The organism is Anatilimnocola floriformis, assembly GCF_024256385.1.
Lineage (GTDB): Bacteria > Planctomycetota > Planctomycetia > Pirellulales > Pirellulaceae > Anatilimnocola > Anatilimnocola floriformis.
In genome coordinates this window covers 1,534,754-1,552,037 of record NZ_JAMLFW010000001.1, presented here as the reverse complement: position 1 = coordinate 1,552,037, position 17,284 = coordinate 1,534,754, and the positions used below count along the sequence as shown (strand labels likewise).

10 protein-coding genes are annotated in these 17,284 nt (G+C 58.7%); all 10 read left to right on the top strand.

From position 1 onward, the window contains the following. Positions 1-258: 258 nt before the first annotated feature. Entirely contained in the window at positions 259-1,329 is a 1,071-nt protein-coding gene (locus M9Q49_RS06485) for an AAA family ATPase (protein WP_254507897.1), read from the top strand. Continuing rightward, positions 1,298-2,200 (top strand): DUF58 domain-containing protein, encoded by a 903-nt coding sequence (locus tag M9Q49_RS06480; protein ID WP_254507896.1) that lies wholly within the window; start codon positions 1,298-1,300, stop codon positions 2,198-2,200. The genes M9Q49_RS06485 and M9Q49_RS06480 overlap by 32 nt, the downstream gene beginning before the upstream one ends. A gap of 85 nt (positions 2,201-2,285) precedes the next feature. After that, positions 2,286-4,637, top strand: coding sequence for a BatA domain-containing protein (locus M9Q49_RS06475; RefSeq protein ID WP_254507895.1), 2,352 nt, complete (start codon positions 2,286-2,288; stop codon positions 4,635-4,637). Next, positions 4,634-7,402 (top strand): hypothetical protein, encoded by a 2,769-nt coding sequence (locus M9Q49_RS06470; protein WP_254507894.1) that lies wholly within the window; start codon positions 4,634-4,636, stop codon positions 7,400-7,402. The genes M9Q49_RS06475 and M9Q49_RS06470 overlap by 4 nt, the downstream gene beginning before the upstream one ends. Before the next feature lie 43 nt (positions 7,403-7,445). Next, positions 7,446-9,938, top strand: coding sequence for a hypothetical protein (locus M9Q49_RS06465; protein ID WP_254507893.1), 2,493 nt, complete (start codon positions 7,446-7,448; stop codon positions 9,936-9,938). A gap of 114 nt (positions 9,939-10,052) precedes the next feature. Beyond that, positions 10,053-12,080: a hypothetical protein gene (locus M9Q49_RS06460; protein WP_254507892.1), complete on the top strand. Its 2,028-nt coding sequence runs from the start codon at positions 10,053-10,055 to the stop codon at positions 12,078-12,080. A gap of 46 nt (positions 12,081-12,126) precedes the next feature. Further along, positions 12,127-13,194 carry a hypothetical protein gene (locus M9Q49_RS06455; protein WP_254507891.1) on the top strand — a complete coding sequence of 356 codons (1,068 nt, stop codon included), beginning with the start codon at positions 12,127-12,129 and terminating at the stop codon, positions 13,192-13,194. A gap of 16 nt (positions 13,195-13,210) precedes the next feature. Then, a complete protein-coding gene (locus tag M9Q49_RS06450) occupies positions 13,211-14,458 on the top strand; it encodes an NPCBM/NEW2 domain-containing protein (RefSeq protein WP_254507890.1) in 1,248 nt (415 codons plus the stop codon). Continuing rightward, positions 14,455-16,266 carry a S1C family serine protease gene (locus M9Q49_RS06445; RefSeq protein ID WP_254507889.1) on the top strand — a complete coding sequence of 604 codons (1,812 nt, stop codon included), beginning with the start codon at positions 14,455-14,457 and terminating at the stop codon, positions 16,264-16,266. Before M9Q49_RS06450 ends, M9Q49_RS06445 begins: the two co-directional genes overlap by 4 nt. Then, positions 16,263-17,270 (top strand): S1C family serine protease, encoded by a 1,008-nt coding sequence (locus M9Q49_RS06440; RefSeq protein ID WP_254507888.1) that lies wholly within the window; start codon positions 16,263-16,265, stop codon positions 17,268-17,270. Before M9Q49_RS06445 ends, M9Q49_RS06440 begins: the two co-directional genes overlap by 4 nt. Positions 17,271-17,284: the final 14 nt, after the last annotated feature.

Here is a 17,284-nt window from a genome sequence, read left to right as displayed (position 1 = left end):
GCGCAATCGGTAAACGTGTTAAATTAGGATGAACTTTCGGGCGATCCGGCTACACTAACCCAGGGACAGGGTATGTCCCGGCAAATCCCACACTCCAACCACCTGCATAACCGGTAATCTCCTCCCAGCAAACTTCCACAACACATTCCGGGAATTAGGCTTAGATCAGCAGCACCGCTCGCCCTCTCTCGCCTGCGGCTGCCGACGACCTGCTCCCGACCGACATCAGCCTGCCCTTATTACGGATAGCCAGATTCCATGAGTGCTGACCAAACCGCGGCCGCCGGTGTTACTGCGGCCGATGCCACGGCGATCCGCCGTTTGAGCGAAGCGCGCGACAAGATCGTCGAACAGCTATCGCAAGTCATCGTCGGCCAGACCGCGGTGATCGACGAACTGTTGATCTCCCTTTTCGCTCGCGGTCACTGCCTGCTCGAAGGTGTTCCCGGTCTCGCCAAGACGCTGCTCATCAGCACGCTGGCTCGCTCGCTGAACCTCACGTTCAGCCGCGTGCAGTTCACACCCGACTTGATGCCGGCCGATATCACCGGCACCGACATCATCGAAGAGAACCGCTCGACCGGTGCTCGCGAACGCCGCTTCCTCGAAGGGCCGTTGTTCTCGAACATGATCCTGGCGGACGAAATCAACCGCACACCGCCGAAGACGCAGGCTGCGCTCCTCGAAGCGATGCAAGAACGCCAGGTGACGGTCGGCCGCACGCGGCATCCGCTTACCGATCCGTTCTTTGTGCTCGCGACGCAAAACCCGATCGAACAAGAAGGAACGTACCCGCTGCCCGAAGCGCAGCAGGACCGCTTCATGTTCAAGGTCTTCGTCCACTATCCGAGCTTCATGGAAGAGTTCGAAGTCGCGCGGCGAACCACGGCGATTCAGATCGATCGCATTCAGCCGGTGCTCTCGGGTGATGAGATCATCGCGTTGCAGAAAGTCGTACGCGAGGTGCCGGCCAGCGATCACGTCATTCGTTATGCACTTTCACTCGTGCGACAAACACGTGTGGGAAGCGCGGGCATTCCTGATTTCGTCAACGATCAACTCGGCTGGGGCGCTGGACCGCGTGCCGTGCAATTTTTGATTCTCGGCGGCAAAGCTCGTGCACTGTTGCGAGGCCGGACGCATGTGACGACCGACGACATTGCCGCGCTGGCCAAGCCGGTGTTGCGACATCGCTTGACGGTGAACTTCGCCGCTCAGAGCGATGGCATTTCGGCCGACAACATCATCGACAAGCTGGTTTCGGTGACGCCCACGAAAGAAGACGAACTGACCAACGATGCCCGATTCAAAAAAATATTTGCATCCTGAGGCGATCAAGCGGATCTCTCGGTTGGAAGTACGGGCGCGGCACATCGTCGAAGGATTTCTTTCGGGTATGCACCGCAGTCCTTACTTTGGGCAATCGGTCGAGTTTCTGCAGCATCGCGAATACGTGATCGGCGACGATCTCCGCCACGTCGACTGGAAAGTCTGGGCGCGGCAAGACCGTCTCTACATTAAGCAGTTTGAAGAAGAAACAAACCTCCGCTGCAACCTGCTCGTCGATATCTCGAAGAGCATGACCTACGGCAACGGCGTGTTTAACAAGTTCGAATATGCGGCGACGCTCGCTGCCACGCTTGGCTATCTCATTCTGCGGCAGCAGGATTCTGTCGGCTGCGTCACGTTCGACGATCGCGTCCGCATGACCGTGCCGAATCGTTCGCAGCACAATCACATTCTGTCGATCACCGCCGCCCTGGGCGCCCAGCCGCAAACTGATAAGACCGACATGTATGCCGTGCTGCGGGCCGCAGCCGAAACCTTGCCGCGGCGCGGCATGGTGGTGCTCGTTTCCGACCTGCTCGCCGATCGGCCTGGTTTGATCAAAGGTCTGCGGATGCTGCGGCAGCGTGGGCACGACGTTCTGGTTTTCCATGTGATGGACGATGACGAACTCGACTTTCCGTTCAACGGCCCGATGCGTTTCGACGGCCTCGAGAGCGACGACTTTTTGAACTGCAATCCGCGAGCTCTCCGCGAAGGTTACCTCGCCGCGCTGCAAGCCTTTCTCGACGAAGTCCGCCGGGAATGCGCCAAAGCCGCCTGCGACTACGCCCTCGTTCGTACCAGCGATCACATGGATGCGGTCCTAGCAACTTACTTAAGCAAACGACTCGCCGTCATGAACCGGCACTGAGGAATTGCAGATGTCAGATTGCAAATCGCAGATTGAAAACGTTCCTGTCTCAAAACTCAAAACTTAGAACTCAGAACTTCCCCCCGTGCAATTCGTCCATCAAGCACTCATCGGCGGCTTTTTGCTGGCAATCCTGCCAGTGTTGATCCATTTGATCAACATGATGCGCCACAAGCGCGTCCAATGGGCCGCCATGGAGTTCTTGCTGGCCAGTTACAAAAAGCACCGGACCTGGGTTTGGCTGAAGCAACTGTTGTTACTGCTGTCGCGGATGGCGATCATCGCGCTGATCGTCGCCATGCTCGCGCAGCTGAAGACCAAGGATCAATGGCTCGCACTCTTCGGCGGCAAGGTGACGCATCACTATGTGGTCGTCGACGATAGCTACTCAATGTCCGACCGGATTGCCGGCGCGAGTGCACTCGACATGGCCCGGCTGGCGACGCGTTCGATTGTCACCAAAGCCGGCCAGCAAGACGGTCAGCACAAACTGACGCTCATTCGCTTCTCACAAGTCAAACCCGCCGCAGAGGGCGGCAGTGAAAAAGTTTCCGCCGCCGCGCAAGCCGATTTCAATGCCGAAACGCTGAATGCGAAGTTCGACGAAACGCTCGAACAAAAGCAACGACTCTTCGAAGCCACTTCGCTCGCTCTCACGCCTGGCGATTCGCTCACCGCGGTGAAACAGCTGATGAGTCAGGGACGCGACGAGACGAGCATCGTCTATTTGCTGTCCGACTTCCGGCAGAAAGATTGGGAAAGTCCGCAGGAACTCCGCCAGGCCTTTATCGACATTCAAGAGCTCGGCGCCGAGATTCACTTGGTCGACTGTGCTCGTTCGGCGGCTGCCAATCTCGGCATTGTCGACATCGTCCCCGCCGACGAAACCCGGGCAGCCGGTGTGCCGTTGTTTGTCTTCGTCAGCGTGCGCAACCACGGCACAAAATCGGCCAGCAAAGTACAAGTGAAAGTTCGCTCGACGGTTTACGAAGAAGCCGCCGCTGGCGGAGCAAGCCCAGAGCAACTCGGCAGCACAACTGAAGAAATCGCGACGCTGCTGATCGACGAAATCGGCCCGGGCGAAACCATCACTCGCCGAGTGCAGGTCTTTTACACACAGCCCGGCAAGCATGTTGTCGAAGCCGTTTTGCCCGAAGATCCGATCGAAGCCGACAACCGCCGGTGGTGCGTGATCAATTTTCCCACCGGCGAAAAGACACTCGTCATCGACGGCACGACCGAGCAGTTGCACTCCTACTATCTACAGATCGGCTTTCGGCCGTTGCAGAAGTCGAACACGGGCATTCAGCCCGACAATCAGCCGGTGGCGTTCCTCCGCGACGCCAAGCCGGAGATGCTCAATCAATATTCAACGATCTACCTACTCGACGTGCCGCGACTCGATGGTCGCGCCGCCGAATCGCTCGAAGCCTACGTCCGCGGTGGCGGCGGCCTGGCGATCTTCGTCGGCCCGAACACGCTGACCGACTATTACAACAACAGTCTCTATCGCGGCGGCCAGGGTTTGCTGCCGGCGCCACTCGCCGACGAAGCCGATTTGATCGACGACATCGACGGCTCGACGCCGGACCTCGATCTCGAAAAGCATCCGATCTTTGATTTCTTCCTTGCCGAAGCCAATCCGCTGCTCCGCGGTGTGACCGTTCGCAAATTCCGCCGCCTGCCGCCAAAGTGGGAACCCGCGCCCGAAAGCGGCACCGCGATCATCGGCCGGCTGCGTGATAAGAGCCCGCTCTTCATCGAGAAGCAGTTCGGCAAGGGGAAAGTGCTCCTCTGCACGACGACCGCGGCGCCGATTTGGAACGACTGGGCGAAAAATCCCAGCTTCGTGGTGCTCGCGCTCAAAATGCAATCGCATCTTGCCTCGCCGCGGCGTCTTGATGATCCGCGCCTCGTCGGCACCCCGCTCGAAGTGCAAGTTCCCGCCGCGCAATATCGCAGCGAGATGAACTTCGTCCTCCCGGGTCAAAAAGAGGGCATCCGCTTCAAAGTGGCCCGTAATGCCGAGAAGGAAAATGATCTCCTCTCCGCGCATGTCGGCATCGGCTTGCTCGAAGGCCGGCGCAACACCGAAACCGACCGCACCGGCATCTACGAGGCCTGGCCGCAGCTGCTGAAGGGGGATATCGATCTGCGCCGCTGGGCTCTGAATGTCGATCCTGACGAAGGCAACCTCGCCCGCCTCACTGCCGATGAAGTGCTGAAGAAAATCGTACCAGTTCGTGCTCAACATCACATCGCCGAACAATATCAGCAAGGCGAAGCGGTGGCCTCTGGATACAACTTGAGCATGCTCGTGATGGGAATTCTCGTCGCGTTGCTCATCGGCGAACAAGCCTTGGCCTACTCGACCAGTTACCATCCTCTTCGCCCCTCTGTTGCTGCGACGCAGGTTGCGGCCGGAGGTCGAGGATGAATCCTGGAGCAGTTTATTATCAGCTGGCGCGGCAGGAGTCATTCTCCGAGTGGTGGCATTGGTTGCTGCTGCTGGGCGTAATCATTGCGATCGTTTCGTACGTCATTTGGATGTACCGCAAGGACAGCTTTGAGTTGGCCACCGGCACGGCAATCCTGCTCGGCGGTCTGCGGCTGTTCGCCCTCCTCGGCATCCTGCTGTTCTTTTTGCAGCTCGAAAAGCGAACGCAAAAAACGCTAGTGAAAAACTCGCGGGCCTTGCTGCTCGTCGATACCAGTCAAAGCATGGGGCTGCGCGATACTGACTCGACGTCGGTCCCCGCAATGCCGAGTCGCGTCGAGCAACTAGTCCTCGAACTCAAGAGCGGCAAGCTGCTGCCCGAACTGCGCAAGCAGCACGATGTCGTTGTCTATCGCTTTGACCAGGCCGAAGCACCGGTCGAGGTCGCTTCGTTACCAAAACTTCCCTCCGCAGACGCTGAAGCCGAAAATCGGACGCCGCAGCAAGAGCTCGATAATTCACTCGCTGGAGCACGGCGACTCGCGATGATTGCCGCCGGTGTGGTCGGAGCTGCTGCGATTGCCGGCTTGATCTATTTGCTGCAAGGCCGCGGGCAGAAGCTTCGCACGAAAGAAACCATGCGGGCCGGCGCGGAACAGCAATCCTATTCGCTGCTGGTGAGCGTGGTCTGCTTGATCGTCGCCGCGGTGATCTTCGGTACGGCGAATCTCCTCCATCCCGAAATCGGCTTCGGCGCGATCCTCGGCCTGTCGAAGCCGTCGGCTCGCTCGGTTGAAAAAGAAGAGAAGCCCGCCGAACTCCCACCGATCGATTGGACGGCTTCGCTGTTGCCGCGCGGCGTGGAAACTCGCCTCGGCGACAATCTAAAGGCACTCATCGACAAGGAACGCGGTGGGCCGATCGCGGCGATCGTCGTCTTTTCGGATGGCGGCAACAACGCCGGCCTCGATCCCACCGTTGCAGCTACCGTCGCCGCCGATTCGCTCGTGCAGATCTACAGCGTCGGCCTCGGCAGCGACAAGCGACCGGCCAACATCCGCGTCGTCGATGTCGAAGCCCCCGAAAAAGTCTTCCCCGGCGACAAGTTCACCATCAAGGGCTACGTCCAAGGCGTCGGCTTGAATTCGCCCGCGCTCACCGCCGAGCTCGTATCGACCGATGCCCAAGGCCAAGGCGAGAAACTTGAGGACGAGAAGACCGTCAACATCGGCACGACTGGTCAGATCGTGCCAGTTGAGTTCGAACTGAAGCCCGAAGAGCAAGGCGTGCGGCTGTTCAAGCTCCGCATCAAGCCCGATGCCCGCGAGATCGAAAAGCGGGACAACGAGAAAATCACCAAGGTCGAGATCGTCGACCGCAAGACGAAAGTCCTGCTCCTCGCCGGCGGCCCGACGCGCGATTTCATCTTTTTGCGGAATCAACTCTTCCGCGACAAGGAATCGACCGTCGATGTCATACTGCAATCGGCTAGGCCGGGTATTTCGCAAGACGCGCACGAGATTCTGACCGAGTTCCCCAAGGAACCCGATGAACTGTTCACTTACGACGCGGTGATTGCCTTCGATCCTGACTGGGAAGCGCTCGATGATGAACAAGTCGAGTTGCTCGAAAAATTCGTAGCCGAAAAAGGTGGCGGTCTGATCGTCGTTGCCGGTCCCGTCTTCACGCCGCAGTGGTCTAGTCGCCGCAAGGGTGATCCGCGGATCGACACGATTCGCAACCTCTATCCCGTCGCGTTTTACTTCCAAGGATCGGCCACGCTCAGCCTTGGCCGGTTTGGTTCCGATAAGCCTTGGCCACTCAACTTCAGCCGCGAAGGCGAGGAAGCCGAGTTCCTTTGGATCGATGATTCTGCCGAAGCCAGCAAGCGCGCCTGGTCGCAGTTCGACGGCGTGTTTGGTTACTACGCGGTGAAAGATCCGAAGCCAGGGGCCCGCGTGTATGCCCGCTTCAGCGACCCCGATACTGCGCTCGATAACGAGCTTCCGATTTACTTCGCCGGCCAATTTTATGGTTCGGGCCGAGTCTTCTTCATGGCGAGCGGCGAGATGTGGCGGGTCCGCTCGGTGGAAGACACTTACTTCGAATCGTTTTATACCCGTTTGATCCGTTGGGCTTCCGAAGGGCGTCGCCTCCGCGATTCCAGCCGCGGCGTGCTGCTAACGGATAAAGACCGCGCCCTCCTCGGCGACGCGATTGCCGTTCGCGCAGTGCTGCAAGATGCACAGTTCAAACCGCTGCACGCCGAACAAGTCGCCGCGACGGTTATTCAGCCCGATAGCACGCGGATTCCGCTCGTCATGAAAAAGACAAAGGATGCCGAACGCCAAGGCACCTTCAGCGAGCAATTTATCGCGCTGCAAGAAGGTGATTACCAGATCGAACTGCAGCACCCCGCAGCGGCCGATCAGATTCTGCTGCGCAGCGTCCGCGTTCGCATGCCGGCACTCGAAACCGAACGGCCCGAGCGGAACGACAAGCTGCTGATCGACCTCACCGACCGCGCCGGCGGCAAGTACTTTGTCGGCCTCGACGCGGCGCTGCAAGGGAAATGGATCGGCCAGGAGAAAAACGAACCGAACCAGTCGCTCGTCCAATTCATCAAGCCGCAAGATCAGCGCAACGTGCTGCCGGGGACTCCCGACCGCAACTTTGATCGCCTGCTGATGACTTGGCTGATGGGATTGATCTGCGGTGGGCTCTGTTTGGAATGGCTCATCCGGCGATTGAGCAAACTGGCGTGATTTTTCACAATGAACCATCTCCCCGACGAGGGGACTAACGCATATGTCAACCACAGCCAACATCGTGCCTCGCACCGCAGACTCGGCGCTCGCCGCCGACGTCCGCTCGGTGCTGGCCGGTTTGCGCTGGCGGATCCAGGCCTATTTGTGGCTCGAGGGGCTCTCCCTCGCCGTGATTTGGCTGGGAGCGACGTTCTGGATCGCCCTGGGTCTCGACTATTTGCCGGTTCTCGTCGGCGCGAGCGAAATGCCGCAGTGGACGCGGGCGATTCTGCTGCTGGTGATGGCCGGCGGCTTTGGCTACATCCTCTATCGCTGGGTATTCGAGCGATTGTCAGCGCCCCTCAGCGACCGCAGCATGGCCATGTTGCTGGAACGCCGATTTACCGATTTCAACGATACGCTGATGACCTCCGTCGAACTAAGCCAGCGCCGGCCCGAAGACATGGAGTTCAACGAAGAGATGTTCGCCCGCACGTCGGCCCTTGCGCGCGACTTGCTGCCGAAGATCCGCTACGGCAGCGTGTTCAACATCGGCCGCCTCGTACTATTCATGTTTCTCGCGTTTGGACTGATCGGCTCGATTGCGGCTTTCGGCGTGACGAACCCCAATACGCTCCGCAAAGGCATCGAACGGATTGTCCTGCTGCAAGATCAAGCCTGGCCGCGCCAAGCGTCGATCAGCATTGTCGGCATTGAAGTGCAACGCCCGGCCACGACCGATGATCCCGCGCCGCGGCCGTTGTCGCTGCCGTTCGACGAAAACCGCAAGGTGAAAGTCGCCAAAGGCGCCAACGTCACGCTCCGCGTGCAAGCCAAGTTGCCACCCGACGCCAAAATAGCACCGGAAAACTGCACCGTTTACTACAACAGCCAAGGTCGCGAAGGGATTCGCAGCGAACGAGGCCGCGTTGCGATGACGCTGTTTCGCGATCAAGCGAGCGCCCGCAACTTCTGGCTGGAAGAAAAACCGTTTAAGGGAATTCTCTCGACGCTGTCGTTCGATGTCGTCGGCTACGATCACCGCGTGCGCGACTATCGCATCGAAGTCGTCGAAAGCCCAGCCGTTGTCGAGACGAAGCTTGACCTAGTTTATCCGACGTACATCGTCGACGAGGCGACCAGCAGCTACCTGCCGAAGCTCGACAAGGAGTATCTCCCGTCGGGTGAATTCCAACCGGCGGGAACGCATGTTTCGCTAAAATTCCGCGCGAGCAAACCGATTCGAGAAGCGACGATCATCGATCCCGAGGCGAAAAGAGAAGCCGATGAACAGGCGCAATCCAAAGATCCTGTGCAGGTTGCGAAGGCCCGCGAAGTTGTTTGGAAGTATGCCATGGTGATGGATCAAGCCGATCCGTCGCGGTTCCACTGTGACCTGGGCAATCTGGCGAAAAATATCGCACTTGAAGTTTCGCTGATCGACACCGACGGCGTGACCACCGAACAGCCGCATCGCGTCTTCCTCTCGATCATCGATGATCAGCCACCGCAGGTCGACGTCACCCTCAAAGGCATCGGCAGTTCGGTCACACCGAACGTCCTCATTCCGCTCCGCGGCAAAATTGCCGACGACTACGGCATCGAGCAGAAGGGCGAAAAGGACCAGGCCGTTTCCGTCGCCCGCCTGCAAATTCAAACAGCTGATCGAGTCGATCCCAAGTCGCTGCCATTCAATCTGAAGAAAGCCGGCGAGGTCGAAGAAGATTTCGACTTCCGCGCGCTCCGTTCGCAGGATCGAGCGCTCGAATTGCAACCCAAAGGCAAACTGATTCTCAATGTTCGCGCACGCGATCGCTTCAACCTCAAAGGAAGCGAACCGCACGAAGGCGCGAGTCAAATCTACACGCTCGATGTCGTCACGCCGGAAGAACTGCTAGCGCAACTCGAAGTTCGCGAGATCGGCCTGCGACGGCGAATGGAGCAAGTCGTCGAAGAGATGAATCAACTCCGCGATTCGCTCCTGCGCTTCAAGGCCAGCCTCTCGCCCATGGCAGCAGGCAAAGAACCTGCGGCAGCTGACGAGGGCGAAGGCGCGAAGAGTCCCGAAGACGTTTTGCGGGCTAAGATCGCTCTCCGCCGGAGTCGCGTGACGCAAGCGATTAACCAGAGTGAAAAGTCCGGCCAAGAAACGCTCGGCGTGGCCCTTGGCTTTGAAACCATTCGTGAAGAGCTAATCAACAATCGCGTTGATACCGAAGACCGCAAAAAGCGACTGAAGGAGCAAATCGCCGATCCGCTGAAGACGATTTGCGCGACGTCGTTCCCGGCCCTCGATAACCAGCTGAAGGCCCTCGACGAAGCCCTGGAGAAGCTAGCTGCCGGCAACCCGCCCGAAAACCTGGCAGACGATGCCCTGACTCAGGCCACCGATACCATCGCCGAACTCGACGCGGTGCTGCAGAAGATGCTCGATTTGGAAACTTTTAACGAATTGCTTGATATCGTACGCGATTTGCTGGGAGATCAGGAAAAGCTGATCGACCGGACCAAAGCCGAGCGGAAACGACAAGCGTTGGAAGAACTCAATAAATAATGCTGATGACCCGGACTATTCGTTTTAGCCATAATCAATTGGCGGCCCTTGAAAAAAGCGGCTACAACGAAGGCTCGGATCAATCGGGATCGGTGGAATAAGGATCGGTGGACCATGGTCGCACAAATCGCCCCCCGCAACTGCATCCCCGCCTCGCTGGCCGGGGCCTTCGTAGCGTTGCTGGCTGTGTGGCAGGTGGCTGCTCCCATCGTTGCGCAGGACGTGCCGCAACCGGCTTCGCCTGGTGCCCCCACCATTGCTAATGATCTGTCCCTCGAGCAAGAGCGGCTCGCCAGTAAGTATGCCCGGCTCGAAGAGCTCCTTCTCAAGATGTCGTCGATCGAAGGGGCGACCAATCCGCGCCGCGCAGCGCTGCTGCTGCGGGCCGTTGAGCAATCGAAAGAAAAACTGACCAAGACCCAGCTCGAATCGGTCGTAAAGCTCCTCGGTCAGAAGCAACTCAAGCGGGCTATCGATGGCCAAACCACGGTGCAGACCGATCTGAAGTCGCTCCTCGATCTGCTCATGAGCGAAGACCGCAGCGACCGCCTGAAGAGCGAGCAGCAGCGGATCAAGGAATACATCAAGGAAGTCGAACGACTGATCCGCCTGCAAAAGTCGCTGGAAGGTCAGACCGAAGGGGGCGCCGAGTTGGAGCGCGTCGCCAAGGAGCAAAAGAACCTGACCGAACGTACCGACGAACTCGCCAAGAAGATTCAGCAGCAAGAAGAAGGTGGCGCGAAGCCGGCAGATCCCAAGGAAGGTGAGGAGAACCCCGGTGAACAGAAGCCGGGAGAGCAGAAACCTGGCGAACAGAAACCTAGTGATCAAAAACCGGGTGAAGAAAAGCCTGGAGAGCAGAAGCCCGGGGATCAAAAGCCAAGTGAAGGGAAGCCCGGCGAACAAAAGCCCGGGGAGCAGAAACCGGGCGATGAGAAGCCAGGAGAGCAAAAGCCTGGAGAACAGAAACCAGAAGACACAAAGCCTGGCGATCAAAAGCCCGAAGATAAGAAGCCAAGCGAACAAAAGCCCGGTGAACAGAAGCCGGAAGACAAAAAACCCGGAGAGCAGAAACCCGGAGAGCAGAAACCCGGAGAGCAGAAACCGGGCGAGCAGAAACCGGGCGATCAGAAACCGGGCGATCAGAAACCGGGCGATCAAAAGCCAAGCGATCAAAAGCCAAGCGATCAAAAGCCAAGCGATCAGAAACCGAGTGAGCAAAAGCCAAGTGAATCGGGCGAACAAAAGCCTGGTCAGCCAGGTGATCAGCAACAACAGCAGCAGCAACAGGATCAAAAGAAGCAGGACAACCCTGCTCGCAAGCGTTTAGAGCAAGCCGAGCAAAAGATGCGCGACGCGCAGAAGAAACTCGCCGAAGCCAAGCGGAAAGAATCGGCTGAGGAACAACGGCAGGCCAAGGAAGAACTCGAAAAGGCTAAAGCCGAGCTCGAGCAGATTCTGCGGCAGTTGCGCGAAGAAGAAGTCCAGCGCACGCTCGCGGCCCTCGAAGCCCGCTTCCGTAAGATGCTCGAAATGCAACTCAAGGTTTACGAAAAGACCCGCACGCTCGATCAGGTCGCCGCGGCCAATCGGGGCGATCAGTTCGTCGTCGAATCCGGCAAACTCGGTTTCGACGAACAGAAGATCGCCGTCGAGGCTCGCAAGGCTCTCGCACTGCTCCAGGAAGAAGGGTCCAGCATTGCCTTTCCCGCCACGGTCGAGCAGATGGAAGAAGACATGCTCGACGTTGCCAATCGCCTCGCCGAAACCAAGGTCGACGACATCACGGTCGGCCTGGAAGAGGACATCATTGCTTCGCTCGAAGAAATGATCGCCGCCCTCGAGAAGGCCCAGCAAGATGCCGACCAGAAAAAACAAAAGCAGCAACAACAGCAACAGCAGGATCAACAAAAACAAGAACAGCCGCTGGTCGACAAGATCGCCGAGCTAAAGATGATCAAGTCGCTGCAGGAAAGGGTGAACAAGCGGACCAGCCGCTATGCCCGCCTGCTCGACGACGATCAGGATCCCGTCGGCCAAGCCAGCAGCGAAGACCTCAAAATCGCTTTGAAATCGCTCGGTGAACGCCAAAAAGAGATTTTCGGCATTACCCGCGACATCATCCTTGAGAAGAATAAGTAGTAGCCCCTTTTCGGGTTTGAGTTCATTCCTTTTGGGAAAGCATTCCATGCAACGCAGCAATTGCCTCCTCACGGCAGTGGTCATGACGGCCGGGCTGTTTGTCACGACGCTATGCTTTGGCGCCGATGGTCCCGCGGATGAACTCCAGAAAAAGGCCAGTTGGGCGCCGCCTTCAGCCGCTGAGGTAAAGTCGCAGCTCGACGATCTGCTTACGGCCCGCTCGGCCGACGAAGCGCAGAAGTTGAAGATCTCGCTCCTCTGGCCAGAAGGTCAAATGGATATCGATCCGAGCGACGTACTCGAACGGGTCGCCGCCTCGCTTGCCGTCCTCGAACCCGATGCGGCAGCCATCTACGAACTGACTCAGCAGCCAGCCAGCGCGGTAAAGGTTCCTGCTTTCACGATCCTCACCGACGAAAACGTGCCGGTCTTCATCCGCGGCAATCTCAAACTGCAAATCGCCCGTTGGCTGACGCAGCACGAACACGTCGACGAAGCGCTTGAAATGGTCGCCGACCTCAAGCCCGCCGACGTTGTCGATCCGGCTTCACTCCTCTTCTATCAGGCGCTCGGTCATCATCGGCTGCTGGAAAAAGAAAAGTGCTTGAAGCAGGTCTCGCTGCTGCTCGAAAACGAATCAACCATTCCCCGCCGTTACGCGACCATCGCTCGCCTGATGGAAGCCGACATCAAGCCACTGAAGGTGGACTCGCTCGATGAAGTGGCGCGCCTGATGGACGATATTCGCCGCCGCCTCGATCTGGGCCGTGCGGGAAAGAAGGTTCGAGACGAGGAAGACGCGGTCATCGCCAAGCTGCAAAAAATGATCGAGGACATGGAACAGCAGCAGCAACAGCAACAACAGCAGCAGCAATCGTCCGGTAGCCAAGGTGCGCCCAAGCCAGCCAACGCGATGCAAGACAGCAAAGCCGCCGAACTAAAAGGTGAAGGCAAAAGCGACAACCGCGCGATCGGTAAGAAGGACGGCTGGGGCAACTTGCCGCCGAAAGAACGGCAGGAAGTGCTCCAACAGATCGGCCGCGACTTGCCAGCCCATTTCCGTGAAACCATCGAAGAATATTTCAAGCGCCTCGCCCAGGACGGCGTCAAGTAAGGGATAGTAGCCGCTCATGGGGATCATTTCCGTTTACGCAGTCCTGGCGCTCGCCACGGCCACACCCGCCGCCGATGTGCAGGTCAAATTGCTCCGCGGCAGCGATGTCGGCGGCCACCTGGTTGCCGCATCGGCAGAAAAGCTCACGCTGAAGAGCTCGACTGGCGAACAGACCATTCCGGCAACTCAGCTGCGCTCGGTCGAATTTGCCCGCACCAACAACGAGCTCGAAAAAATTGGTCTTTGGCTGGAACTGATCGACGGCAGCCAGATCGCTGCGGCTGGCGTATCACTGGCGGCTGGTAAGGCAGTGATCGAACTCGTCGGCGGCGACAAGTTGCCCGAGATTCCCGCCCGCGCCATTCGCGCCGTCCGCTTCGGCAACAACAATCCCGCGCTGACCGATCAATGGAAAGAGATTCTCCGCGGCACGCGGTCGGGCGACGTGCTCGTCCTGAGAAAAAGCGTCACCCGCGAAATCGAAGAAACCGGCGCTCCGAAGATCGTGCAAACCCTGACTCTCGATGAGCTCGAAGGGTCGGTCCTGGGCATCGCTCCCGACAGCGTGAAGTTTAATTTTGACGGCGACAAAGTCGACGTGAAGGTCGAGAAGTTGGAAGGGATCATTTTCTTTCAACCCGTAAAACGCGAACTGCCGCCGGCAGCGGTCCGCATGAAAGATCGCGCCGACAGCGACTGGCACCTTCGCTCGCTCGAACTGCAAGGCGAAGAGTTCGTAGCCACCACTCCTGCCGGCGTGATGTTGCGCATTCCGCTCGCTCAGATCCGTCGCCTCGATTTCTCGGCAGGCAACGAAGCCATGCTCGCCGAACTGCCGATGGAAAATAGTGTCGCTTCGGTCGCTCTCCTGCCGAAGAGTCTGTCGCCTGCCGCCGCCGAATGGTTCACACCCACGGCAGGCAAACGCCCTGGCGTAACGGCTCGCGAGACAACGGTCGCCGCGACGAACGTAAATCTGACCGGCGCTAGCTCCGTCACTTACCGCGTCCCCGAGGGCTTCAAGAAGTTCTGCGCGGATGTGCTGCTGGTCAGCAAAGCGGGCACTGGCAGCGACGTGGAAATTGTGGTGCTCGGCGACGGCAAGCCTTTGATCACGCATCGGCTGCTCGCAACCGGTGAGCGCAAGCCGTTGCCGCTCGATATCGACGTCTCCAAGGTCAAACGCCTGACGCTGCAGGCCAATTCGGAATCGCAAGGACTCGGCGCGCTCGTCGATTTCCAAGAAGCGAGGTTCACGAAATGAGAACAGCGCTCCTCAGTTTTTGTTTTTGTCTGGGACTGATTTCGTTCGCAAGTTCGCAGGAAGTGCCATCATCGGTTCTTTCCGCCGAACAACAACGCATTGCCGCCATTGCCAAGGCCAGCAAATCTGCCGTGGCGGTGTTTGCCAACGGCGGCAACGGCGGTGGTTCCGGCGTGATGGTGACTCCCGATGGTTACGCGCTCACAAACTTTCACGTGGTGCAGCCGGCCGGCAGCTTCATGAAATGCAGCATGAATGATGGCCGCCTGTACGACGCGGTGATCGTCGGCATCGATGCGACAGGCGACGTTGCCGTCATCAAGCTGCTCGGCCGCGAGGACTTTCCCGTGGCTACGCTCGCCGATAGCGATCAGGTGAAGGTTGGCGATTGGTGCTTTGCGGTCGGCAATCCGTTTTTGCTGGCGACCGACTTTCAGCCGACGGTAACGTATGGCATTGTCTCGGGGACGCATCGTTATCAGTATCCAGCCGGCACGTTGCTGGAATATGCCGATTGCATTCAGACCGACGCTGCGATCAATCCGGGTAACAGCGGTGGCCCCCTGTACGATGCCAACGGCGACTTGATTGGCGTGAACGGCCGCGGCTCGTTCGAGAAGCGCGGCCGCGTGAACGTCGGCGTGGGTTATGCGATTTCGATCAATCAGATCAAGCACTTCCTCGGCTGCCTGAAGAGCGGCCGGATCGTCGATCACGCCACGGCAGGTTTTAGCGTGTCAACGAGCGACAACGGCAAGGTGTTGGTCTCGAACATTCTCGAAGACAGCGACGCTTACCGCCGCGGCCTGCGTTACGATGCTGAGGTCGTCTCGTTCGGCGGCCGCGCGATCGATACCACCAACACGTTCAAGAACGTGCTGGGTATTTATCCCAAGGGCTGGCGAGTGCCGCTGACGTTTAAGTACGACGGCAAGGAAGTCACCACCCGAGTGCGGCTGACCGGTGTGCATGCGGAGGAAGAGTTGCTCGAGCTGGTGCAGCGAAAACCAAAAGCCGCGCCTGCCCCGAAGCCGCAACCCGGCAAACCCGATCCTGAAAAGATCCCCGGCGACAAGCCGAAGATTGAACGGCCCAAGTCGCCGATGCCAGAGCCGAAGGCAGACCCTCACGCTGAAGGGCCGAAGGCTGAACCTCCGCCGCCCGGTGTGGCGAAACTGATCGAGCCGCGGCGAGGGTACGCGAACTATTACTTCAATCGGCTGAATCGCGATCGCGTCTGGAAAGGCGCAACCGGCGGCGCCGATTATTCGAAACTGACCGGCGCGTGGATACTCAAGGGTGAGCACTCGCGCGGTAAGGCCGCCATCGAAGTCACGCTGGCCAACGATCAGGTCTCGGGCACTTTCCCAGCCGAAAAGGCATCGCTCGACCTGAAGAAAGATCTCGACAATCAGCTCTCGCCCTCCGGCAGCGGCGGCTTGCTCGTTGCACTTCATCTATGGCGACAACTCCTCGTCGAAGGGCCGGAGAAATTCGGCGATGTCTATTACTACGGCACGGCTCCTTATCTCACCGGCAACGGCGAGCAGCTAGCCGAGTACGACGTGCTGATGGCCACACGAAACGTGGTAGAGATGCGGATGGCCTTCGATACGAAGACGGGCCATCTGCACGTTCTCGAAATGGTTTCTGATCCCGCCGAAGATCCGTGCGTTGTTCGCTTTGGCGATTACCGCGAAGTGAACGGCCGGCAACTGCCACACCGCATGATCGTCAGCCGCGGCGAATTTGTGTACGGCACCCTGACGTGGAACGACCTGCAATTGGCGGAAGGGGTCCAAAAATGATTCGCTACTTCACATTCCTCGCTTTGATACTGCTCGGGTTCACGCCCAACGCACAGGCCCAGCAATCGCTCGCTAAAGTCATCTCCACGGTCCAGCCGCGGATGGTGAAGCTCTACGGCGCGGGCGGCGTGCAAGGGCTCGAAGCCTATCAAAGTGCGTTCCTGATCAGCAACGAAGGGCACATTCTCACGGCTTGGAGTTATGTGCTCGATGCCGATGTGATCACTGCCACTCTCGACGACGGACGCAAGCTCACCGCCGAGATGGTGGGCATGGATCCTCGCCTGGAAATCGCGGTGCTCAAGGTCGATGCTCAGGATCTGCCGCATTTCAACCTCGACGAAGCCATTACGCTGGAAGCAGGGCAGCGTGTGCTGGCCTTCAGCAACCTGTATGGCGTGGCGACAGGCAATGAGCCGACGAGCGTCCTGCGCGGCATCGTTTCGGCGAAGGCCGATCTGGCTGCGCGGCGCGGAGCATTCGAGACCAATTATCGCGGCAAGGTGTATGTCGTCGACGCCATGACGAACAATCCAGGCGCCGCCGGCGGCGCACTCACCGATAGCAAGGGCCGCCTGGCCGGTTTGATCGGCAAGGAACTGCGCAATTCGCAGACCAACACCTGGCTCAACTTCGCGATTCCGATCGGCGAGCTCGCCCAGGCCGTTGTCGACATCCGCGCCGGCAAACTTCGCGCAGCCAGTCGCAACGAGACCGCGAAGAAGCCGAAAGAGTCTCACACGCTCGCGCAGTTCGGCATTCGTTTGGTTCCCGATTTCCTGCCGAAGACGCCGCCGTTTGTGGAATCGGTCAAGCCGATGTCGCCGGCCGCGAAGGCCGATATTCGAACCGACGATCTCATTCTGTTCGTCAACGAGCACCTCGTCCCTTCGCATAAGCAAGTGGTTGAAGAGTTGACCTTTGTCGATCGCGTCGATCCGGTGCGGCTGACCATTCAGCGCGGGCAGGAACTGCTCGAAGTGCAATTGACCCTCGAACCATAAAGCAGAACTGCAAA

Coding starts and splice junctions, on each gene's coding strand:
- M9Q49_RS06485 (WP_254507897.1), top strand. CDS start 259: ATGAGTGCTGACCAAACCGCGGCCGCCGGTGTTACTGCGGCCGATGCC.
- M9Q49_RS06480 (WP_254507896.1), top strand. CDS start 1,298: ATGCCCGATTCAAAAAAATATTTGCATCCTGAGGCGATCAAGCGGATC.
- M9Q49_RS06470 (WP_254507894.1), top strand. CDS start 4,634: ATGAATCCTGGAGCAGTTTATTATCAGCTGGCGCGGCAGGAGTCATTC.
- M9Q49_RS06465 (WP_254507893.1), top strand. CDS start 7,446: ATGTCAACCACAGCCAACATCGTGCCTCGCACCGCAGACTCGGCGCTC.
- M9Q49_RS06460 (WP_254507892.1), top strand. CDS start 10,053: ATGGTCGCACAAATCGCCCCCCGCAACTGCATCCCCGCCTCGCTGGCC.
- M9Q49_RS06455 (WP_254507891.1), top strand. CDS start 12,127: ATGCAACGCAGCAATTGCCTCCTCACGGCAGTGGTCATGACGGCCGGG.
- M9Q49_RS06450 (WP_254507890.1), top strand. CDS start 13,211: ATGGGGATCATTTCCGTTTACGCAGTCCTGGCGCTCGCCACGGCCACA.
- M9Q49_RS06445 (WP_254507889.1), top strand. CDS start 14,455: ATGAGAACAGCGCTCCTCAGTTTTTGTTTTTGTCTGGGACTGATTTCG.
- M9Q49_RS06440 (WP_254507888.1), top strand. CDS start 16,263: ATGATTCGCTACTTCACATTCCTCGCTTTGATACTGCTCGGGTTCACG.